General features: G+C 62.8%; 15 protein-coding genes and 1 pseudogene. 11 read left to right on the plus strand and 5 right to left on the minus strand.

What is annotated here, in order from left to right; genetic code table 11:
- Positions 1-256 precede the first annotated feature (256 nt).
- The 10 genes and pseudogenes from KQ661_RS07420 to KQ661_RS07460 all read left to right on the plus strand — a co-directional run bounded on the left by KQ661_RS07420 (position 257) and on the right by KQ661_RS07460 (position 8,336).
- Positions 257-697, plus strand: a complete 441-nt coding sequence (locus KQ661_RS07420) for a BLUF domain-containing protein (protein WP_216686042.1) — start codon at positions 257-259, stop codon at positions 695-697.
- Positions 698-871: 174 nt separating this feature from the next.
- A complete protein-coding gene (locus KQ661_RS07425) occupies positions 872-1,201 on the plus strand; it encodes a hypothetical protein (RefSeq protein ID WP_216680038.1) in 330 nt (109 codons plus the stop codon).
- A gap of 740 nt (positions 1,202-1,941) precedes the next feature.
- Positions 1,942-2,052 (plus strand): annotated as a pseudogene (locus tag KQ661_RS22775) (general stress protein); the annotation flags it as partial.
- Between the two features lie 40 nt (positions 2,053-2,092).
- Positions 2,093-2,422: a hypothetical protein gene (locus KQ661_RS07430; protein WP_226915755.1), complete on the plus strand. Its 330-nt coding sequence runs from the start codon at positions 2,093-2,095 to the stop codon at positions 2,420-2,422.
- Positions 2,423-2,744: 322 nt separating this feature from the next.
- Complete coding sequence (locus tag KQ661_RS07435; RefSeq protein WP_317196080.1) at positions 2,745-3,827, plus strand: efflux RND transporter periplasmic adaptor subunit; 1,083 nt, start codon at positions 2,745-2,747, stop codon at positions 3,825-3,827.
- Positions 3,824-5,086, plus strand: coding sequence for an ABC transporter permease (locus KQ661_RS07440; RefSeq protein WP_216686044.1), 1,263 nt, complete (start codon positions 3,824-3,826; stop codon positions 5,084-5,086). The genes KQ661_RS07435 and KQ661_RS07440 overlap by 4 nt, the downstream gene beginning before the upstream one ends.
- A gap of 1 nt (position 5,087) precedes the next feature.
- Positions 5,088-5,765, plus strand: a complete 678-nt coding sequence (locus KQ661_RS07445) for an ABC transporter ATP-binding protein (RefSeq protein ID WP_216686045.1) — start codon at positions 5,088-5,090, stop codon at positions 5,763-5,765.
- A 170-nt stretch (positions 5,766-5,935) separates the two neighbouring features.
- A complete protein-coding gene (locus tag KQ661_RS07450) occupies positions 5,936-6,382 on the plus strand; it encodes a hypothetical protein (RefSeq protein ID WP_216686046.1) in 447 nt (148 codons plus the stop codon).
- Between the two features lie 422 nt (positions 6,383-6,804).
- Complete coding sequence (locus tag KQ661_RS07455; protein WP_216686047.1) at positions 6,805-7,704, plus strand: histone deacetylase family protein; 900 nt, start codon at positions 6,805-6,807, stop codon at positions 7,702-7,704.
- Between the two features lie 134 nt (positions 7,705-7,838).
- Positions 7,839-8,336 carry an energy transducer TonB gene (locus tag KQ661_RS07460; RefSeq protein ID WP_216686048.1) on the plus strand — a complete coding sequence of 166 codons (498 nt, stop codon included), beginning with the start codon at positions 7,839-7,841 and terminating at the stop codon, positions 8,334-8,336.
- A gap of 219 nt (positions 8,337-8,555) precedes the next feature.
- Here the strand turns inward: KQ661_RS07460 and KQ661_RS07465 are convergent, their stop codons facing one another.
- The 3 genes from KQ661_RS07465 to KQ661_RS07475 all read right to left on the minus strand — a co-directional run bounded on the left by KQ661_RS07465 (position 8,556) and on the right by KQ661_RS07475 (position 11,797).
- The gene (locus KQ661_RS07465) at positions 8,556-9,254 is read right to left on the minus strand and encodes a methyltransferase domain-containing protein (RefSeq protein WP_235726939.1); all 699 of its coding nucleotides are present in this window, start codon (positions 9,252-9,254) and stop codon (positions 8,556-8,558) included.
- 71 nt (positions 9,255-9,325) lie between these two features.
- Positions 9,326-10,492 carry a type III polyketide synthase gene (locus KQ661_RS07470; RefSeq protein WP_216680046.1) on the minus strand — a complete coding sequence of 389 codons (1,167 nt, stop codon included), beginning with the start codon at positions 10,490-10,492 and terminating at the stop codon, positions 9,326-9,328.
- 186 nt (positions 10,493-10,678) lie between these two features.
- Positions 10,679-11,797 (minus strand): NAD(P)/FAD-dependent oxidoreductase, encoded by a 1,119-nt coding sequence (locus tag KQ661_RS07475; protein ID WP_216686049.1) that lies wholly within the window; start codon positions 11,795-11,797, stop codon positions 10,679-10,681.
- Positions 11,798-11,971: 174 nt separating this feature from the next.
- Between KQ661_RS07475 and KQ661_RS07480 the strand changes: the two genes are divergently transcribed.
- Positions 11,972-12,358, plus strand: coding sequence for a T9SS type A sorting domain-containing protein (locus KQ661_RS07480; RefSeq protein WP_216686050.1), 387 nt, complete (start codon positions 11,972-11,974; stop codon positions 12,356-12,358).
- A 284-nt stretch (positions 12,359-12,642) separates the two neighbouring features.
- Here KQ661_RS07480 and KQ661_RS07485 read toward each other — a convergent pair whose 3' ends face one another.
- Positions 12,643-13,731 carry a flavin-containing monooxygenase gene (locus KQ661_RS07485; protein ID WP_216686051.1) on the minus strand — a complete coding sequence of 363 codons (1,089 nt, stop codon included), beginning with the start codon at positions 13,729-13,731 and terminating at the stop codon, positions 12,643-12,645.
- Positions 13,732-13,736: 5 nt separating this feature from the next.
- Positions 13,737-16,553 carry a PAS domain-containing hybrid sensor histidine kinase/response regulator gene (locus tag KQ661_RS07490; protein WP_216686052.1) on the minus strand — a complete coding sequence of 939 codons (2,817 nt, stop codon included), beginning with the start codon at positions 16,551-16,553 and terminating at the stop codon, positions 13,737-13,739.
- Positions 16,554-16,614: the final 61 nt, after the last annotated feature.

Genomic DNA, 16,614 nt, shown 5'->3' on the forward strand with positions numbered 1-16,614 from the left:
GCCGGCCGCCGGCCGGAACCTTGCGGAGCCTTGTTTCGGGCCGATTGCCATTTCCGCTTCATTCCATGAAAGTTACCGTCTTCAGTACCCTGGCCTTCGCGCGCCGGGCTCTGGAACAAACCACGGCCGGCCGCCACGTGCTGCGGCCCCGCGAAGCCCTTACCACCACTGCCGCTGCCGTTGTGGCCCGTCCCGATGCCCGGGCTGCGCCCCGGCCCGGCTGTAACCCCCTCGCCCGCCTTTCTGCTTATCTGTTATGCAACCGTATCACCTTATATACCAAAGCCAGTGGATGGAGCCGATGGGGACCACCGCCCTCCACAAGCTGCTGCTGCAGTCCCGCGCCTACAACCGGCAGCACGGCATCACCGGCGTGCTGCTGCACACGCCCGAGGGCCGCTTTCTGCAAGTGCTGGAAGGCCCCCGGGCCGCCGTCCGGCACCTCTATTACCACGCCATCCTGTCGGACCCGCGCCACCACCACTGCCACGTGCTGGGCGAAGGGTCGTGGCCAACGCGCAGTTTCGCTACCTGGACGATGGGCCTCCGCCACGCCCAGCCCGGCGACCTGCGCACCCTGCTGGGCGAGGCCACCAACAACTCCCTCGGCCTGACGCCCCGCCCTTACCCCCGGCCCCAGCCACTCGGCCTGGTGCTCGATTTTGTGGCCCTGGACCACGTTCCGGCCTGGCAGTAGCAGCCCTGAAAGCGGCCAGCCCGCCCCCGGCTTGATGAACATCATCAATTGGCCTGTTGAAAGTCAGGGCGGTGCGGCAGGCCCGGGCGCAATCTTTGCCAAAACCCCAAAACCCCAAATGCCCAGCGCCGAAGTTGGCCTGTGGCCTGATTATCCAATTTTCATCCGCTTATTATGACGTGCGAAAACCCCAAAAATGCTACCGGTAAAGTATTGCTCACCGCCCTGGCCGGCGCGGGCGTGGGTGCGCTCATCGGCATCCTGCTGTACTCCAAAAAGGGCATGGCGCGCCGTCAACACTTCCGCGACTTCCGCACCGACCAACGGCTGCGCCTGCGCGGCAACTGGGACCAGCTAAAACACAAGCTGCAGCAAACCTACACCCACCTCACCGACGAGGACCTGACCTACGTGGAAGGCAAGGGCCACGAGCTGGTGAGCCGCCTGAAAGCCAAGCTGGGCAAGCGCCAGCACCAGGTTATCAAAATGCTGAACGCCCTGTAGGTCTTCAATAGCTTTACTGCCAGGGCGTGTCGGCCGTTGGCCGCAAGCCCCGAAAAGAACGTCATGCTGCGCTGGCCGAGGCGTTTCTACTGCGTAAGTAAATAATTACTGATGCGGTAGAGCTGCCTCGGCCAGCGCAGCATGACGTTCTTATTTAAATGCTCTCCGTTTTAGTAACGGCTGTCACGCAGGGGCTGCTACAGCGGCTATTTGGTTGCGGGTTGAACGCGGTTGAATGCGGTTGAGCTGTTTTGTTAGGAAGAGCACTAATCAGTAACGAGTAACCAACAACTAAGTGCAGCCCCTGACCCAAGCATTACCGGCGTAGCACCAGCTAATAAGGCAGTCGGGGATTTTTTGGCAGTAGGTTCCACTGCATAAAAATTTAAAAATCAAGGCAATAGCACGCTGGTGCGTGAGCCGGTGGCTGGCGCGGTTTCTACTGCTGAAAATGCCGCCCGGCCGCGCCAGCTCCGGCCACGACTGGCCAGGCCGCCGGTCCGCGCCGGTGGTGCCAACGGATGGTAAATAACCAGCAGTGTCCCCGCAAAACCCCTGTTGAAAATTAGCCTAATGCTTGATGCTCGTCATGCGGCTGGCGGCTGGCAGCTGGCCCCGCGTAATCTTACCTCTCCAGTTCGCCACTAAGTAGGTCGGCGGTAGCAATGGTCGGTTGCCAATTTTCTCCTCATTCAACTACCTCACCCCCCCCCAACTTTTATATGAACCAGGCCCCCGTAATGACCGCGCTCTACGACACCCACGAGCAAGCCGAGCAGGCCGTTAAAAAGCTCCAGCATCACAGTTTCAACATGCAGCAGCTCTCTATTGTGGGCCGCGACTACCACGCCGAGGAAAACGTGGTGGGCTACTACAATATGGGACCGTATAATGAAATGGGGCGGCAATGGGGCCTTCTGGGGCAGCATATGGGGCATGCTGATGGGCTCCGCCTTCATCCTTATTCCGGGCGTGGGTCCGCTCGTGCTGGCCGGGCCGCTGGTGGGCATGCTGGTGGGCGCGCTGGAAGGCGCCGTGGTGGTAGGCGGCGTGAGTGCCCTGGGCGCGGCGCTGGTGAGCCTGGGCGTGCCCGACAACAGCGTGCTGGAGTACGAAACCGAAATCAAGGTGGGGAAATACATGCTCCTGGCCCACGGCACCGCCGCCGAGGTGGCGCAGGCCCGCGAGATTCTGGGAGCCAATACGGCCGTGTTAGCCTAATTATTGATGTTACGCCGGCAGCTATTGGGTCAGAAACTGCACTTAGTTTCTTGTTTCCGGTTGCTGGTTTCGTGTCCTGAGAAACGGCTCAACCGCGTTCTGCCAACAACTAGCAGCCAGCAACCAAACCAGCAGCCGCCACTGCGTAACATCAGCTACTAAAACAGCCGCTTATGCATTATCACCTGCTCCATCAATCAGCCTGCCGGAGCAGCCTGCCGGAGCGAGTAATTATCTTATTTCCCTCTTGAAAACGGGGCCCCCGATTGCCGCGTGTCAGCCCATGAACCTCAACCGACACCGAACATCTTGCCCGTCTGCCGTGCCACCCGGGCGCTGGCTGCTGCTGCTACTCGTGGCTTTGGTCGGCTGCCGGGATAAGGCCGAGCGGGTGAAACCAGTCTGGTCGGCTATTTCGGAGTCGGTGTACGCGGCTGGCACCGTCAAGAGCGGGCAGCAGTACCAGGCATTTGCCACCGCCGGCGGCATTATTCAAACGGTGTTGGTGCACGAGGGCGACTCGGTGCGGGTGGGTACGCCGCTGCTCTCCATTGCCAGCGATGTGCAGCAGCTCAATCAGGAAAACGCCGCCCTGGCCGCCCGCTATGCCGCCGTGGCCGCCAACCAAAGCCAGCTCGAAGAGGCCCGCCAGCGCATTGCCCTGCAACGCCGCACCATGCAGAACGACCAGCTGCAGCTCACGCGCCAGCGCCAGCTCTGGCAGCAGACCATCGGCACGAAGCAGACGCTGGAGCAGCGCGAGCTGGCCTATGCCGGCTCCCGAGCCGCCTACGAGTCGGCCGTGCTCAACTACCAGACACTTAAAAAACAGCTCGATTTCGGGGCCGCGCAGTCGCGCAAAAACCTCCAGATTGCCCAGCGGCAGGCCAGCGACTTCGTCCTGCGCAGCAAAGTAAACGGCATCGTGTACCAACTCTACCGCGAAAAGGGCGAGGCCGTGACGCCCCAAACGCCGCTAGCCCTGCTGGGCGACGCCCGCCACTTCGTGCTCGAAATGCAGGTAGACGAGTCCGACATCGTGAAAATCCGCCCCGGTCAGCTGGTGCTGGTCACGCTGGATAGCTACAAGGGGCAGGTGTTCACGGCCCGCGTCAGCGCCATTTCGCCGATGATGAACGCCGGCAGCCGCACGTTTCAGGTGAATGCGACCTTCGTACGCCAGCCGCCGGTGCTGTATCCGTTCGTGAGCTTCGAGGTCAACATCGTGCTGCAAACCAAGTCCAGGGCCCTGCTGATTCCGCGCCGCCTGTTGGTCGACGACTCCACGGTGCGCAGGGCCAACGGTCAGCTGGCGCGGGTGAAAACCGGCCTGCGCGATTACCAGATGGTGGAAATCCTGGCAGGCCTGACGCCCGCCGACGAACTTACAGCCCCCGCGAAATGAAGCTGCCCCTGCTCTACGATGTGGCCCTGTCGCTGCTGCTGGCCCGTGGGCGGCAGTCGCTGGTGGCGGCCGTTGGCGTCACGTTCAGCATCACCATGTTCATTGCGCTGCTCAGCTTCATGGCGGGCCTCAACCAGCTGCTCGATGGGCTGGTACTCAACCGCACGCCCCACGTGCGCCTCTACAACGAGGTGCAGCCGGCCCCGCAGCAGCCCATCGACCGGTATACCGCGCCCGGGCCACGGCAGCACAATTTTATCCGTTCCATCAGGCCCAGCAACGAGCTGCCGCGCATTCACAACGCCGGGGCCATCATCGCGGCCCTGCGCCACGACCCACGCGTGCGCGGCGTGGCCCCCAAAACCCAGGCCCAGGTATTCTACAACGTGGGTACCATCAACCTCACTGGCACCATCAGCGGTATTGAAGTGGAGCAGGAAAACCGGCTTTTTGCCTTTGGCGACTACGTGGTGGCCGGCAACCTGCTCAGCATCAGTACCGTGTCCAATAGCATCATCCTCGGCAAAGCCGCCGCCGACCTCATGCTGGTAGGTGTGGGCGATATCGTGCAAATCACGACCGTGAAGGGCAACCGCGTGCCGCTCAAGGTCGTCGGCTTGTTTCAGTCGGGCATCCTGGAGGTCGATAAAGTACAGAGCTACACCTCTCTGCTCACGGCCCAAAAGCTGCTCGGCGAAGCCAACAACTACGTCACCGACGTGCAGGTGAAGCTCCACGATTTCAGCCTGGCCCCGCAGCTGGCCAGGGAATACGCGCAGCGCTACGACGTGCAGGCCCTGGACATCCAAACTGCCAATTCGCAGTTCGAAACCGGCACCTTCATCCGCACGCTCATTTCGTACACCGTGGGTATCACGCTGCTGATTGTGGCGGGCTTCGGGATTTATAACATCCTGAACATGATGATTTACGAGAAGATGGACACTATTGCCATCTTCAAGGCCATTGGGTTTTCGGGGGCCGATGTGCAGCGGCTGTTTGTGGCGGTGGCGCTGGCCATTGGGCTGTCGGGCGGCGCGGCGGGGCTGCTGTTCGGCTTCGGGCTCTCGGTCCTGATTTCCTACGTGCCGTTTCACCCGGCCTCGCTGCCCACGGTGCACTTCTACCCGGTCAGTTTCAACCCGGTTTTCTACGGCATTGGGGCGGTTTTCTCGCTCATTACCACCTACCTGGCGGGGTATTTCCCGGCCCGCAAGGCCAGCCGGGTCGACCCGGTCGACATCATCCGAGGCAAGTAACATGGACACCCCCGCAATTGAAGCCCGCCAGCTAATCAAGTATTTCGACGACCCCGTGCGGGTGCAGGTGCTGCACGACGTGTCGTTTGCCCTGAACCGGGGCGAGTTTGCGGCCGTGGTGGGCAAGTCGGGCTGCGGCAAGTCCACGCTGCTCTACATCCTTTCCACCATGGACACTGCCTATGAGGGCGAGCTATTGATTGACGGTGTGCCGATGCGGGGCAAAAAAGAGGCCGCGCTGGCCCGCGTGCGTAACGAGCAAATCGGCTTCGTGTTCCAGTTTCACTACTTGCTGAACGAGTTTTCGGTGCTGCGCAACGTGATGCTGCCCGCCGAAAAGCTGGGCAAATTATCGAATCCGGAAATCGAGCACCGCGCCTACGAGAAGCTAAAGATTCTGGGCATCGAAAGCGAGGCGCTCAAGAAGCCCAACCAGCTGTCGGGCGGCCAGAAGCAGCGCGTCGCCATTGCCCGCGCCCTGATAAACGACCCGCTCATCATCCTCGGCGACGAGCCCACCGGCAACCTCGACCAGAAAAACGGCGAAATCGTGTTCGACATCTTCAAGGAGCTGGCCGAAACCTACCACCAGGCCCTGCTCATCGTAACGCACGACAACGACTTCGCCGCCAAAACACACCGCATTATTGAGATGGAGGATGGGCGCATTATTAGCTGATGCTTATGTGCAACAGTTGTTATCCACTAGCCCGCAGCCGGCACGGTAGGCCGTAGTTGACAAAACTCATCCCCCCGATGATGCGTTTTTGCATGCTCAGGTAGTAAGGGAGTGGGTGCTTTTGGCCCAGGCCGTGCGCCCCCACCAGCGTTTCCCGCGCCTATACCGTTATGAAAACTACCTTATTGCTTCTGGCGGCCCTTTTGTGGGGGCAGGTTGCGCCGGCGCAGGGCATTCCCGATGCCCAGGTGCCCCCGCTGGCCTTTGTGGCCCTGCAAAAGCTGTATCCGGAGGCCCGCCACGTAAAATGGAAACGCGCCCAGGGCTGGTATCAGGCCAGCTACACACAAAGCCAGGCCTTTCGGCTGGTCAGGTTCAGCACCAATGGCGATGTCGAAGCCACCGGCACCATTGTAGAGCCCAGCACCCTTCCGCTGCCAGTGCGCCGCACCCTCACCAATTACTATCCGAGCCGCATCATCTGCCAAGCCGTCGAAATCACCAATGCCCGCACCGGGGGCACTACCTACGAGCTGGCTACCTGCGAAAGCTTTATCAGCAACACCATCGTGTTGATGGCCAACGGAGTGAAAGTTCTGCGCCCCCGCCAGCAATAGACGAGGCGCGCAGACATTATCCTTTGGTAATCGGTGGATTGGCGTTTTTGGGGCGATAAAAGCAAAAAATGCCCGCTCAGTCAGGCCGCCATTTTTGTATGCAAAGCCGGGCGACATTCGGTGGGCGTGCCGCAGGAAGCCACCGCCACCGTGGACCGGGCGCAGGCCCAATAAAAACAGCGCATGGGCGAACTCCCATCATACCCCGCATTACCAGAGACATCAAAAAAACGCCCCGACTTCAGTAGTCGGGGCGTTTTTTTGATGTCTCTGGGGTTTCCTCAGCTTTGCCAGTAGCTGGTGGCCGTATTCGCACCGGCAAGAAGCACACCGGCGCGCACAAAGACAAGCATTTAGGGTAAGTTTTGTGTTACAAAATTGGGGGATTGAGTCCCCCAGCCATCTCACCCACTTTTGCCCCGATGCTGCCCATTGCTTTTGCGCCCTGCTACGCCCACCCACTGCCCGCCGGCCACCGTTTTCCCATGCTCAAGTACGAGCTGTTGCCCGGGCAGCTCCTGCACGAAGGCACCGCCACCGCCGCCGATTTTTTCGTGGCCCAGCCCCCGCCCGACGAGGACATCCTACGGGTGCACGATACCGACTACTATCACCGCCTGCGCACCGGCCAGCTCACCCGGCAGGAGGAGCGGGCCACCGGTTTTCCGTGGTCACGCGAGCTGTTCGAGCGCGAAATCACCATCCTGGGCGGCACCATTGAGGCGGCCCGGATGGCGCTGGTGCACGGCGTGGCGTTCAACATTGCGGGCGGCACGCACCACGCGTTTCGGGCGCGGGGCGAAGGCTTTTGCCTGCTGAACGACCAGGCTGCCGCCGCAGCCTGGCTGCTGGCGTACGGCCACGCACAGAAAGTCCTCATCGTGGACCTCGACGTGCACCAGGGCAACGGTACGGCTGCCATCTTTCAGCACGAGCCCCGCGTGTTCACCTTTTCCATGCACGGCGGCCGTAACTACCCCGCCCGCAAAGAAGCCTCCGACCTCGACCTCCCCCTGCCCGACGGCACCGACGACGCCCACTATCTCAAGTTACTAGCCGAAACCCTGCCCCGCCTGCTGGATGAAGTGCAGCCTGATTTCGTGTTCTACCTGGCCGGCGTCGATGTGCTGGCCACCGACAAGCTCGGCCACCTGGCCCTCACCCGCGAAGGCTGCCGCCGGCGCGACGAGCTGGTGCTCGGCCTCTGCCACCGCCACTGCCTGCCCGTGGTGGTGTGCATGGGCGGCGGCTATTCCGAACGCATCATCGACATCATAGAAGCCCACGCTAATACCTACCGGGTAGCCGCCGGGCTTTTTTAGCGTGAAGCAGTTGGTACAGCTCCCGCTCGCTGCTCTTTTGGAGTATAATTCCGAAAGAGCAGCAGCAGTAACGAGTAGGAGGCGCGGAGAGGGCGGGCGGCCGTTGCAGTAGCCAGACGGTTTTATCTTAGGGTATGAATTCAGTAACTTTCTGGCGTTTATTCGGCCTGACTGCCATCCTGTTTGGCGCGCTGTCGGGCTCCGCGGCGGGGTCGGTCCAGTCCGTCCCCCGGCCGGTCCGTTCCGGGCCTGCCGATTCAGCTAAAGTATACACCTACGTCGAGCGGATGCCCCAGCTGCCGGGCTACGGGGGCAGCGGCGCGGCCGTGGCGGCGGCTATCCGGGACCGGCTGAGCGCCGCCGGGGCCGGGGGCTGCGGCGAGAGCCGCGTGTTCGTAACCTTCGTGGTGACGGCGGCCGGGGCTGTCACCGATGCCCGCCTGCTGAAAGGGGTGGGCGGCCGCTGCGACGAGGCCACTCTGACCGCCGTGCGCCAGCTGCCAACCTTCACGCCGGGCCAGTTGCATGGCCGCCCCGTTGCCGTATCCTATACGGTGTTGGTTTCCATGCGGTCACCCGCCAAAAAGCGCTCGACCAGTACGTTGGTCAGCGCCGACAGTGGCAGGAAATGAAGTAGAAAAGACTGCCCAGTCAAATCCGGTTCAGTACTATGTTTTTTACCGTCCACTATTTGACTATTCTTTCGGGACATAATTCTGAAAAAGCAGTCGTTAGTGGCTCGTTGAAACCACTCAGATTAGCTTACACCGGTCTGGCTGCCTCTGCGCCTTCTGCGGGCTAAAAAACCGTTCGTTTTGGGTATCAATATAAGCAGCCAGCTCACCCAACCCCTAAAAAACCACCTGCCAGCGAAAGGCCCAGCGCCAGCGCAGCTCGTACTTCGTGATGCCTGCCCGCGCCAGCAAATCTACCCAGTTCTGCCGCCGGAAGGCGCGGGCCACCGACAGCGGCGCATCGTGTCGCACGAGGTAGGAGCCGCCCAGTAGCCACGTCAGCCACTTGATGCTGTGGTAGGCCAGCCAGTGCCGGTGCAGGTCGTTGATGACCACGGCCACGCCGGCCTGCTGGTGCCACTGCCGCAGCAGCGGCACCAGCTCATTATCGGTAAAATGGTGGCAGAACAGGCTGCACGTCAGCACATCGAAGGGCTGCGCCTGAAACTCCGGGGAGAAAATGTCGAACTGTCGGTAGCTGATTTCGGGATATTCCCGGCTTTTGGCCGTGGCATATTCCAGCATAAAGGCATTGGCATCGATGCCCGTCAGCTCTATGGCGATTCCGTTTTTGCGGGCCCAGCGGGCTACGTGGCGCAGGGTGTCGCCGCCGCCGCTGCCCAGGTCGGCCAGGCGCAGGGGCCGGCTGGTCGGAAACCGGCTTTTCAGGCGTTGCAGCGCGTTCAGCACTGGCGCATAGCCGCCCAGCCAGGTATTGATGGTTTCCAGCTCGTCGAGGTTCTGGCGCAGGGCATCGTTGGCCAGCGTCAGGTCGTCCATCAGCTCCGGGCCGGCAGCGCGTTCAGAAAAATCCAATGATGCGGTATGAATGATGAGCTACAAGATAAGTATCTCATAACAAGTTGGATGTGTCTATGCGAAAATTGCTACGCGGATATAAGAGCGTCCGCTTTGCTTGAGTCATAACTCATGACTTTTAACTCATAACTCACCTCCAGCAGCATGGCCTCCATTGTCAGGCCCGGGCCGAAGGCGAAGCTGAGCACGGGCGCGCCGGCATCGGCCGGGGTGGCGTGGGCCAGCACGTCGCGCAGCACAAACAGCACCGTGGCCGACGACATATTGCCATAGTCGCGCAGCACGCGGTAGGCGTGGCGGTTATCGTCGTGGGTCAGGCCCAGCTCGGTCTCAATAGTTTCCAGAATCTTACGCCCGCCGGGGTGAATGGCAAAGTGCCGGATGTCGGCCAGCTCCACGGGCAGGCTGGCCAGCAGCCCATCCGTCAGGTTGCGGATGCCGCGCTGAATCAGCTTCGGTACGTAGCTGCTCAGCGTCATCTCAAACCCAAAGTCGTTGATGTGCCACGCCATATCGTCGTGCCCATCGGGCTCCAGGCCGCAGTGAAAGGCCTGCAGCGCTAGACTGGGCACGCCGTTGGGCAGCGGGCGGGCCTGCACCAGGCAGGCCGCCGCGCCATCGCCAAACAGCGCGTTGCTGATGAGGTGGTCTTCCTCGGGGCTCTTCTGGAAGTGCAGCGTGCATAGCTCAACGCTCACAATCAGCACGCGGGCCTGAGCATCGGCGCGGCAGAAGGCATCGGCCAGCTTCACGGCGTTCACGGCGGCGTAGCAGCCCATGAAATTCACGCAGGTACGGCGCACGTCGCGGCGCAGGCCCAGGGTCTGCACCAGCTCAATGTCCAGCCCCGGCGCGTACATGCCCGTGCAGCTCACCGTCACCAGGTGCGTGATGGTGTCCGCCGCCACGTCGGGCACCTGGCGCAGGCACTCGCGCACGGCCTCGGTAGCCAGCGGCAACGCTTCCCGCCGGTAAACGGCCATGCGCTGGCCCACGCTCGGAAACGGCTCCAGGGTGGGGGTATTGGGAAAAAACGTGTAGTCGCCATTGGCCCGGCCGTAGTCGGGCAGCACCGAATAGCGGTGCGCAATGCCCGACACCCGGTACAGCGCCCGCAGCTTGCGCGTGTCGTTTTCGCCAAATTCCAGGGCCTGGGCCATGAAATCGGCAATTTGCGGCTGCGCAATGCGGTGGACGGGGTTGGCTGTGCCAATGGCACCTAAGTAACTCGGCATTCCGGGAAGGATTTTCGGATTTTAAAAACGCATGATAACCAATGCGCCTGACGGCTGAAATTACGGGTAGTCCCGCACATTGGTCCACTACTTACGGAATAAGGCAGGATTTTACACGTTTGGGTCCAAAAAAACACCAATAACATTCCGGCCTTGGTGCCCGGACTGCCGCGCTGCCGCCAGATTTTAGAAGGGCTGGCCGTGGGTGCGGCGCATCAGGGCCCGCACCGCGCCCGGCCAGTGGCGCAGGCCGCCCACCACCGCCTCGCTCAGCAGCGGTCCGCCAAAGAGCTGCTGCACCGCCCGGCCCACCCGCAGGCGCGCCCCAAACTGGGTCTGCCAGGCGCGGGCGTAGTCCGTTTCCAGCTGCGGGCGGCTGGTGCGGCCCGCCAAAAAAACATCGGCCGCCGCCGCCGCCAGCGCCGCGCCGTGCAGCGCCATGGCCATACCATTACCACACAGCGGCGTGATGAGGCCCGCCGCGTCGCCCACCATCAGGATGTGCTGCTCCACGGGCTGCTTGGGGGCGAAGGATATCTCGTTGATGACCTCGGGCTGTGGATACAGCACTTCGGCCGCGTCCAGGATTTCGCGCAGGCGTGGGTTGCGGGCCAGCACCTCCCGCTCCAGCGCCGGAATAGTGCCGTGGTCCTTCAGGTTCTGGCGCGAGCTGAGGTAGCAAAAGCACAGCTTGTCCTCCTCGATGGCTGAAATGCCGGCGTAGCCATCGGCGAAGTTGTGCAGCGCAATCACATCGCGCGGAAAGCCCGGCAGGTGCAAATGGTACTTCACGCCCAGGTAGGGCGAGCGCTGCGCGAAAAACGGCCGCTGCAGCTGCCGGTCGAGGTTGGCGCGCTTGCCGTAGGTGCCCAGCACCACGCGGGCCGTGAGGGTGCGGCCGTCGGCCAGGGTCACGGTGTGCCGGTCGGCGGCGGGGTCAAAGGTTACGTCTGTCACCGTGTTTTTGAGGTGAAACACCACCCCGGCCGCCACGCCCTGCCGGTACAGAAAATCATCGAGCACGTAGCGGCTCACGCCAAAGCCGCCCAGGTCGAGCGGGCTGCTAAGCGTGCGGCCGCCCGGCGACGACAGCAGGAACCGCGAAATGGCCGCCGGACCCAACTCAGCCGGGTCGGCCCCGAGGCGGCGCAGGTAGGGCAGCACCTCATTGCTCACGTATTCGCCGCACACTTTATGAAACGGATACTGCTTGCGCTCCACTACTGCTACCTGGTAGCCGCGCCGGGCCAGGTCCAGGGCGGCCGCCAGCCCGGCCAGGCCACCGCCAATCAACAAAATATCCATTTAACTGGTCGGGGAAATAAGGACAGTGGAAGTGAAAGTAGTGGAGTTTATCGAGGTTTTCGGATATTCTGGTGTAGCTTATTGCACAAGGGCTGTATCTTTGTCAACTAAAAGCGAATTTTACCGTTAATCCAACAACTTACTGCCCTTTCTACCGCCTACTAAATTTACAGTATGATGAAACGCTTACTTTTACCTCTGCTATTATTTGTCTGCCTTAGCCTCGGCGTCGGGCCGGTGCTGCACACGGTGCCCACCGTGTCGGCCGCCTCCATGCACCGCCCCGGCCAGCAAACCCGCCCCAGCGACGACAAAACCCTGCTGGTTTATCCTAACCCCAGCACCGGCATTGTGCACCTCACCATCAATAACTTGCAGGGCAAGAAAGTGGAGTTGAGCGTGCTGAACGTTATCGGCTCGGTGCTCTACCACGAAACCGTCACGGAATTCAACGACAAATATTCCCGCACGCTTGATTTAAGCAAATTTGCCAACGGCCTGTACTACGTGCGGCTTGAGTCGGATAACACCAGCCAGATGTGCAAGCTGGTTATTCGCTAACCGAAAATTCAGGGCATTATCAATCAATAAAAAAAGCAGCTTTCGGGCTGCTTTTTTTATTGATTGATAATTGGAGGATTATTGGGCACGCACCGGAATGGGCGTGAGCATTTCTTCGACGTTGGATACAGTTTTGAGCGCCATAATGGCGGTTACCAGCAAGAGGCCAAGCATGAAAATAAACATAATGCTACAGAAAAATCTAGTGGACAAAAAGCAGCCTGATTCAGCAAGCTGCATCTGATGCATTCAACCCCGAAAGCCCCGGCCAGGTTTCAATAAGATTAGGGCATTTGCAGCAGGGCCTGCACCACGCGCCGGGCATCGGCCCCAATACCGTTGAGCAGCGCCGAGTTACGGCTATCGAGCCAGTCGAGTCCCAGAAACGCCACGCCCGGCGCGGCCGTGAGGCCGCGCTGGTGCCGGGGCTGGCCATTGGCCTCAAAAATGGGCAGCTCCAGCCAGTCGTAGGCCGGGCGGTAGCCGGTGGCCCACACCACGGCATCGAGGGGAGGGGAGGCCGCCCGCTGGCCCTCAATGGCCCCGGTGGGCAGCACCGCCGTGGCCCGGCCAATGAAGGTGGCCGCCGGCAGCCGGCGCAGGCGCGCCAGGTCGCCGCTCACCACGGGTTCGGGCTGGCTCACCATCCAGCGGCCGAGGGCCGTGTGGCGCGGAATGCGCAGCAGGCCCAGTAGCGTCAGGCCGGCCCACATCAGCTGGCTGTTGGGCATGGCCGGAGTCTTCTCATCGAAAGCCACGAAAACCGGCCGGCCGGTGGCCGCAATATCGGCCGCGATTTGCAGGGCCGAGTTGCCGCTGCCCACCACGGCCACCGGGCCGGTGCCGGGCAGCTGGCTCGGCCGGCGGTAGTCGCGGCTGGGCAGCTGGGCCACGGCAGCAGGCAGCTGGGTGGCCCACGCCGGTATTTTGGGGGTGGTGTAGGGGCCGGTGGCCACTATCACGCGGCGGGCAGCGTAGGTGCGGCCGGCGGCGGTGTGCGCGTGGTAGCCGGGCTGGCCGGGGGCGGCTGTGAGGCGGGTCACGCGCTGGTCGGCATCGAGCGGAAACGCGAAATGGGCGGCGTAGTCGCGCAGGTAGGCGCTGGTTTCGGCCCGAGTTGGGTAGCGGAGGCGGCGGCCGGGCCAGGGCCGGCCGGGCAGGCCGCTGGCCCAGGCCGGAGAAAACAGGCGGAGCGAATCGTAGCGGGTGTCCCAGGCATGGCCGGCCGTGGGCGCAGCATCCAGCAGGCGGAAATCAACGCCGTGCCGTTGCAGGTAATAAGCGGCGGCCAGTCCGGCCTGTCCCGCCCCAATCACCAGCGTGTCGGTGTGAATAAGCGGGGCCGCCGGGGCCAGGGGAATGGGAAGGGGCATGCGCGCTAGGATTGCAGCTCGGGAAACTCCGTGCGCAGGCCGGCCATTACCTGCTCCGTAACGGTGCGGATGAGGGTGACCTGCCGGGCGGCGTGGGCCGGGGCGGGCGGCGTTTCGGCGTAGGCCTCCGCCTCCCGAATGACGTGGCGCAGGCTTTCCACCCCCAGGCCGTCGAGGGAGCTTTTGAGGTGGTGGGCGGCGTCGCCCAGGGCTTCCCAGGCGCCTTTGGTCAGGGCCTCGTCGAGGGCAGTGAGGATGGCGGGCGTGGTTTCGATGAAGGCCCAGGCCAGGCGGCGCACGATGGTTTCGTCGTTGCGCACTAGCTGGCGCACATTGCTTAGGTTATAGAGGGACGGTGCTGCGGAAGGCATAGTGGGAGTGGTGAGGGGAGTAGACGGGGATTTGCTGGCCTGGCTGTGGTGTGCCAGCACGGCCTGCATGGTTTCGAGGAGCTGCTCTTCGCGGTAGGGCTTGGCAAGGTAGCCGGCAAAGCCGGATGCCCGCAGGCGCTCGGCCTCGCCGGACTGGGCGCGGGCCGTGAGGGCAATGACCGGAGTAGCGGCCCGGCTGGGGTCGGGGTGTTGGCGCAGGGCGCGGGCGGCGGTTTCGCCGTCCATGCCCGGCATCTGAATATCCATTAATACCAGGTCGAAGGTCCGGTGTTCAAAAAGGTTGATGGCGGCCAGGCCACTGGCTGCGGTGGTTACCTGCCAGCCCCAGTTGCGCAGCACGGTTTCGGCCAGCAGGCTGTTCACCAGGTTGTCTTCTACCAGCAAAATGCGGCCGGCATCGGCCAGGGCAGGGGCCTCGGCCGGCGTTTCAGGTTCTGCCGGGCGGGCGGCGGCTACCGGCTGGAAGGCCAGCGTGAAGGCAAACGTACTGCCCTGGTTCACCTCGCTGGACACCTGCAGCACACCGCCCATGAGTTTCACCAGGCCTTCCGAAATACTCAGGCCCAGGCCCGTGCCGCCGTACTCGCGGTCGGTGCTGGCGGTGGCCTGGGTGAAGGGCTCGAAGATTTTATCCAGTGTTTCGGGCGCAATGCCCAGGCCGGTGTCGCTCACCATGAATTGCAGCCACACCGTGCCCGCAGGCTCGGTGTGCTGGCGGGGGCCGGGCACCACCCGGCAGCGCAGGTGGATGGTGCCGGTTTCGGTGAACTTGATGGCGTTGCTGACCAGGTTGAGCAGCACCTGGCGCAGGCGGTGCGCGTCGCCCAGCACGGGGCCGGGCAGCGTGGGCTTCTCGATGCGTAGGTGCAGGCCCTTTTCCCGGGCGCGGGGCCGCAGCAGAGCCGCGCAGCCGCGCAGCAGCTCTATGGGAGCAAAAGATATGGCCTCGGGCTGCAGCTTGCCCGCGCCGAGGCGGGCGGTGGTGAGCACGTCGTTCAGCACATTGAGTAGGTGCTCGGCCGATTCGCCCAGCAGCCGCAGGTAATCGTGCTGGCTGCGGCTGAGGGTGGTTTTCACCAGCACCCCCGTCAGGCCCAGAATGCCGTGCAGCGGCGTGCGGATTTCGTGGCTCATGTTGGCCAGGAAATCCTCCTTGGCCTGGGCATCAACCTGGGCTGTCGCAATGGCACCCTCTAGGGCCTGCTGGGTGCTTTTTAGCTCGGTAATGTTGCTGTCCACGCCCAGCACCTGGGCCGTGCCGTCGTCCTGCACAAACAGTCGCTTCACGCTGCTAAACCAGTTGACCCGGCCATCGGGGTTCGTGAAGCACTCCTCCTGCGTCAGGTCCTGGCCGGTGGTGAGCACCTGCAGGTCCTGCTGCCGGTAGCGGGCGGCGTCTTCCGTGGTTGGAATGTCCGGCTTGCCGGCGCGCACCAGCTCATCGGGCGTCATATTATACAAAGCGGCCAGCGACTTGTTGGCCAGCAGGTAATTGCCGTGCTCATCCTTTAGGTAGATGGGGTGGGGCAGGGCATCAATCACCTGCCGGAACAGGCGGTGCTGCTCAGTGAGCCGGGCGGTGGCAAGGCGGTGCTGCTCGTCGTCGGCCCGCTGCTCGCTAATATCCTCGGTCACGCTGATAACGCTGGTGGTTCGGCCCTGGGCATCGCGTCCAAAGGGCGCGTGGGCGCTGTGCAGCCAGCGGATGGTGCCGTCGCGGTGGCGGGCCGTGTACTCCACGGCTCGTACCTCGCCATCGCGCAGCTGGGCCACGTCCTTCATGGTGCCCTGGTAGCATACCAGCGACTCGGTCGGCAGCAGGTGCGGGAGCAGGTGGCCGGGCGGGAAGGCTAGAATCTCTTCGCTGGTATAACCCAGCAGGGTTTCGATGCGGCGGTTAGTGTAGGTGGTGCGCTGCTGCTGCAGGTCGAACACCGCCACCAGGTTGGGCACCACGTCCAGCACCTGCCGCAGCTGGTGGCGGCTCTGGCGCAGCTCGTCCATGGCGGCGCGATGGCGGGTCACGTCTTCGGCACTGCCCATAATCTCCCAGACCTGGCCTTCGGGGCCCAGCACGCTGGCCCGCATGCGCAGGCGCAGCAGGTGCCAGCTGCCGTCGTGGTGGCGCACGCGGCAGTCCCAGATGGCGGTCTGGTGCCGCGCCAGCAGCTGCTTCATATCCGATTGCATGAGCTGCGCCAGGGAGTCTGGGTGCATTATCTGCTGGCACAGGCTGGCGCCCAGCGCCAGCAGCGCCTGGGCCGTGTAGCCCAGCACGGTGTGGCAATGCTGGTTGCAGTGCACCAGCTGGCGGTGCCGCATGTCGTAGCTGAACAGGATGAGCGCCACCCGGTTGGCCAGTACCTGCCTTGGCACCACCCCCGGCAGGGCGGCGGCATTGCCGGCAGGTGCGAGCGGGGGGAGCTGCATCCTGCGTCCGGCCACCCGCCGGGCTGCTGACGCAGCGGCCCGGCGAGCCAGACGAGGATAA

The sequence above is a fragment of the Hymenobacter siberiensis genome (assembly GCF_018967845.1).
In the GTDB taxonomy this organism is placed as follows: Bacteria; Bacteroidota; Bacteroidia; order Cytophagales; family Hymenobacteraceae; genus Hymenobacter; species Hymenobacter siberiensis.

Excerpts from the sequence above, each read along its gene's own strand:
- KQ661_RS07425 (WP_216680038.1), top strand. The coding sequence starts at position 872 with ATGACGTGCGAAAACCCCAAAAATGCTACCGGTAAAGTATTGCTCACC.
- KQ661_RS07480 (WP_216686050.1), top strand. The coding sequence starts at position 11,972 with ATGATGAAACGCTTACTTTTACCTCTGCTATTATTTGTCTGCCTTAGC.
- KQ661_RS07470 (WP_216680046.1), bottom strand. The coding sequence starts at position 10,492 with ATGCCGAGTTACTTAGGTGCCATTGGCACAGCCAACCCCGTCCACCGC.
- KQ661_RS07440 (WP_216686044.1), top strand. The coding sequence starts at position 3,824 with ATGAAGCTGCCCCTGCTCTACGATGTGGCCCTGTCGCTGCTGCTGGCC.
- KQ661_RS07460 (WP_216686048.1), top strand. The coding sequence starts at position 7,839 with ATGAATTCAGTAACTTTCTGGCGTTTATTCGGCCTGACTGCCATCCTG.
- KQ661_RS07450 (WP_216686046.1), top strand. The coding sequence starts at position 5,936 with ATGAAAACTACCTTATTGCTTCTGGCGGCCCTTTTGTGGGGGCAGGTT.
- KQ661_RS07455 (WP_216686047.1), top strand. The coding sequence starts at position 6,805 with ATGCTGCCCATTGCTTTTGCGCCCTGCTACGCCCACCCACTGCCCGCC.
- KQ661_RS07485 (WP_216686051.1), bottom strand. The coding sequence starts at position 13,731 with ATGCCCCTTCCCATTCCCCTGGCCCCGGCGGCCCCGCTTATTCACACC.
- KQ661_RS07490 (WP_216686052.1), bottom strand. The coding sequence starts at position 16,553 with ATGCAGCTCCCCCCGCTCGCACCTGCCGGCAATGCCGCCGCCCTGCCG.
- KQ661_RS07445 (WP_216686045.1), top strand. The coding sequence starts at position 5,088 with ATGGACACCCCCGCAATTGAAGCCCGCCAGCTAATCAAGTATTTCGAC.
- KQ661_RS07475 (WP_216686049.1), bottom strand. The coding sequence starts at position 11,797 with ATGGATATTTTGTTGATTGGCGGTGGCCTGGCCGGGCTGGCGGCCGCC.
- KQ661_RS07430 (WP_226915755.1), top strand. The coding sequence starts at position 2,093 with ATGAAATGGGGCGGCAATGGGGCCTTCTGGGGCAGCATATGGGGCATG.
- KQ661_RS07420 (WP_216686042.1), top strand. The coding sequence starts at position 257 with ATGCAACCGTATCACCTTATATACCAAAGCCAGTGGATGGAGCCGATG.